This window comes from Acinetobacter lwoffii, from assembly GCF_052078135.1.
Taxonomy (GTDB): Bacteria; Pseudomonadota; Gammaproteobacteria; order Pseudomonadales; family Moraxellaceae; genus Acinetobacter; species Acinetobacter lwoffii_Z.
Genome location: NZ_JBQGUZ010000051.1, coordinates 1 through 3,742, shown reverse-complemented (window position 1 = coordinate 3,742; position 3,742 = coordinate 1). Strand labels below are relative to the sequence as shown.

The 3,742-nt window shown below is 40.4% G+C and carries 2 protein-coding genes, 1 rRNA gene and 1 pseudogene; 1 reads left to right on the top strand and 3 read right to left on the bottom strand.

Annotation, left to right across the window (positions count from 1 at the left end):
- Positions 1-91: pseudogene (locus ACTL4S_RS16255) on the top strand (IS5/IS1182 family transposase); the annotation flags it as partial.
- Between the two features lie 202 nt (positions 92-293).
- Here the strand turns inward: ACTL4S_RS16255 and ACTL4S_RS16250 are convergent.
- The 3 genes from ACTL4S_RS16250 to rrf form a co-directional block, all read right to left on the bottom strand.
- Entirely contained in the window at positions 294-1,643 is a 1,350-nt protein-coding gene (locus ACTL4S_RS16250) for an aromatic acid/H+ symport family MFS transporter (protein ID WP_004647700.1), read from the bottom strand.
- A gap of 343 nt (positions 1,644-1,986) precedes the next feature.
- Positions 1,987-3,351, bottom strand: a complete 1,365-nt coding sequence (locus ACTL4S_RS16245) for an MFS transporter (RefSeq protein ID WP_005094821.1) — start codon at positions 3,349-3,351, stop codon at positions 1,987-1,989.
- A gap of 289 nt (positions 3,352-3,640) precedes the next feature.
- Positions 3,641-3,742 (bottom strand): 5S ribosomal RNA (rrf, locus tag ACTL4S_RS16240); the annotation flags it as partial.

Here is a 3,742-nt window from a genome sequence, read left to right as displayed (position 1 = left end):
TATGACAAGCTCAAAAGAAATTATCAAAGTTCTGTTGCTTTAGCCTGTATATTTTTATGGCTACCTTTATAGGGTTAATTATGAACAGTAAATGTCAACAGACCCTAATGTATTAAATAATAATTTTCTCTTTTTTGATCTATTTTTTTAAGTATATCCTTAGCATCTTTTCGTCTTCTTAGTTTTACTAGTTCTGAAGCCATATATCTCCCCCCTAAAAATATCATTGTATATTATTTAACGAATCAAATAAAAAAGCCCCCTTTCGGAGGCTTCTTATTTAATACTTAACTTTAAGCTTTAGACACTGCAGGCTCAATTGAACCAATCTTTTCAGACTCATTGTCATGCATGATCAATGCAACAGCAATTGCAGTAATTAAAACCGGTAAACCGACTGCCATAAAGTTGAAGTAAGCAGGCAGGTTCATACCAAGCAAACCACCAATCAGGATCGGCCCTACAATCGCACCCATACGACCAATCGCAGAAGACCAGCCAATACCTGTCGAACGTACCGCAAGTGGGTAGAACTGCGCAACATAGCTATACAGCAACATTTGCGAACCAATTGACGCTGCACCCGCCAGAAACACCAGGATATAAAGTAAGAATTGGTTAGATGCAAAGCCCATAGAGCTCATCACAATTGCACCCATCATACCAAGGAACATCAGTACCGGTTTCAGGTGGAAACGATCCGCAAGAATACCACCACCGACAATACCCACAACCGCACCAACGTTCATTACCATCATGAACATCAAGCTGTTGTCCATCGAGTAGCCTGCTGCCATCATCAACTTCGGTAACCAGCTGCTCAGTGCATACATGGTTAACAGACAAGTGAAGAACGCGACCCAGAACAGTAAAGTATTGACCGCACGACCACGACGGAACAAACTCACCACGTTGGCTGCTTCAGGCACATTTTCCTGTGGCAAAGTGAAAGTTGTGTTCTCGGTAACTGTCAGATTTGGCGCCAAGCGACGTACAATACGACGAGCTTCTGGCTGCTTGTTCTGTTTCACAATAAATGCGAGCGATTCAGGCAGGAATTTCCAAATTACTGGTAATAAAAACAGTGGAATACCCGCGATAAAGAACATGATTTGCCAACCAAAACTTGGGGTAAACCACGAACCTAATAACGCTGCCATCACGCCACCGACCGCATAACCACTAAACATAGTGGTCACCAGCGTACTACGCATTTTTTGTGGGGCATATTCCGAAGTCAATGCCACCAGGTTTGGCATTACGCCACCAATACCAAGACCGGCAAGGAAACGTAAAATACCGAATTCGGTTGGGTTTGAAGCAAAGCCGCCGGCAAAAGTTAAACCACTAAATAATACAATACAGATCATGATCACTTTCTTACGACCGATCTTGTCCGCGAGGGAACCAAAGATCATCGCACCAAACATCATGCCGGCCAGTGCGGTACTTGCAAGCATTCCGGCCTGCACTGCACTTAAGCCCCAGTCTTGCATCAATAACGGTAAAACTACACCATTGATTGCGAGATCGTAGCCATCAAATAAGATAATGAGTAAACACCAAGCAACTACATTGAAGTGGAAAGGCGTGAATTTCGCATTATCGACTACAGAATTTACATCTATTTTTTCCGTTGTCATCGTTCTCATCTCCCATGAGTACTTGTCCATAACATCTTGTTGAAGACTGAAGTCAATCTTCAATGTCAGGCAATATACGCAAGCGGGATTTAAGGCACAATAAGACTAATTGATATTCTGCTATGCTCTCGGAAATGTCATTTATTTGCGTGATATGTCACACTATTATTAATATAAACTTTTGAATAATTGATGTTTATTTTTTAATTCGCCCAATATTTAAGCTCTATTAATCCGCTTATTCTTTTGACCAATTGAATATTGATTTAATTTCATACTAAAGATATGAAAAAGCCCCTTTAAGTAAGGAGCTTTTTTAACTGAGTAGGTTAATTACGAGAGTTTAAATTTTGGCTGTTTTTAATTTTTTCACCATCACGCGACCAGGTTGTGGCTTACGAATCATTGAAATAGCGATGATGCCAATAATACCCGGCATTGCCACCGCGATAAAGTTCCATTTATGTGGTAACTCCATACCAAGCAGCATACCAATCACGATCGGGCCAACAATTGCACCTGTACGCCCTACAGCAGAAGCCCAACCAATACCAGTAGAACGTACTGCAACAGGATAGTATTGAGCAACATAGCTATATAACAAGATACTGGTACCAATAGATGAGGCACCTGCTAAACTCACAAGTAAATAAATAACAGGGGTTGGAGAATTAAAGCCCAAACCAACCAAAGATAGTACACCGACAGTTAACATACTCATAAGAACAGGTTTAAAGTCAAAACGGTCTGCCAAAATACCGCCGCTAATGGTTCCGATCACGGCACCAATATTCAGTGCTAATAAGAACATTAAACTGCTGCCTAAAGAATATCCCGCTGCCATCATCAGTTTTGGTAGCCAGCTTCCAAGTGCGTAAAGCATGAGTAAGCACATAAAGAAAGCAATCCAAAATAAGAATGTTCCTGTGGCACGATTTTCTGTAAATAAAGCTTTTACTGATGCACTTTGGGTCTGATCAGCGCTAGCTAGAACCAGTTCAGTATCTTCTTGTATGTCTGCAGTTGGCTCGACTTGCTTTATAAAACGACGTGCTTCATTCACTTTTTGTTCTTTAACGAGGAAAGTTAAAGACTCAGGTAAGAACTTCCAAAAAAATGGAACAAAAAGTAATGGAATACCTGCAATGAAGAACATAATTTCCCAACCAAAACTTGGTGTAAACCATGTACCGCATAATGCAGCCATAATACCGCCCACCGCATAACCACTAAACATGGTGGTTACCAGTGTGCTTTTTAAACGTTTAGGTGCATATTCAGACGTTAGAGCGACTAAGTTTGGTAATACACCACCAATCCCTAAACCAGCAATAAAACGTAAAATACCAAATTCTGTTGGATTAGTGGTAAATCCACCTAAAAATGTAAAAGCACTAAATAAAGAAACACAAATCAAGATAACTTTTTTACGACCAATTTTGTCTGCAAGCATCCCAAACAGCATGGCTCCAAACATCATGCCAGCGAGTGCTGTACTTGCAAGCATGCCTGCTTGAACAGCACTCATGCCCCACTCTTGCATAAGTAGAGGCAGAACGACACCGTTAATTGCTAAATCATATCCGTCAAATAGGACAATAAACAAACACCATAATACAATGCTTAAGTGAAATTTAGTGAATTTTGCCTGATCAATCACATCATTCACACTTACAGTGTTTGCTACTCGCTTCATGTTTTCTGCCATTTTTACTCACCTCCTGTGAGTTTTTTTCGTTGTTTTCAGCACGACACATGACCTTAACTCTTATTTATTATTTTTAATGATTCTTATCGCCATGTCTTCGCAACAACTTAGTTCAACACAGCTACTTTTCATGCAATATCCGACTAAAGTCTTACTTATTCCTTAAAAATCTAAACCCATGAGTCTAGTTTTTAATCAATATTCAACAATTCCAAGAGCTATTTGACTAAAATCCCACGCATAAAAAAAACACCCCCGGCCTTATGGTCGGGGGTGTTTAGGAATAATGAGCTGGCGATGACTTACTCTCACATGGGTAATCCCACACTACCATCAGCGCTAAGAGGTTTCACTTCTGAGTTCGGGAAGGGATCAGGTGGTTCACTCTTGC

Coding starts and splice junctions, on each gene's coding strand:
- ACTL4S_RS16250 (WP_004647700.1), bottom strand. CDS start 1,643: ATGACAACGGAAAAAATAGATGTAAATTCTGTAGTCGATAATGCGAAA.
- ACTL4S_RS16245 (WP_005094821.1), bottom strand. CDS start 3,351: ATGGCAGAAAACATGAAGCGAGTAGCAAACACTGTAAGTGTGAATGAT.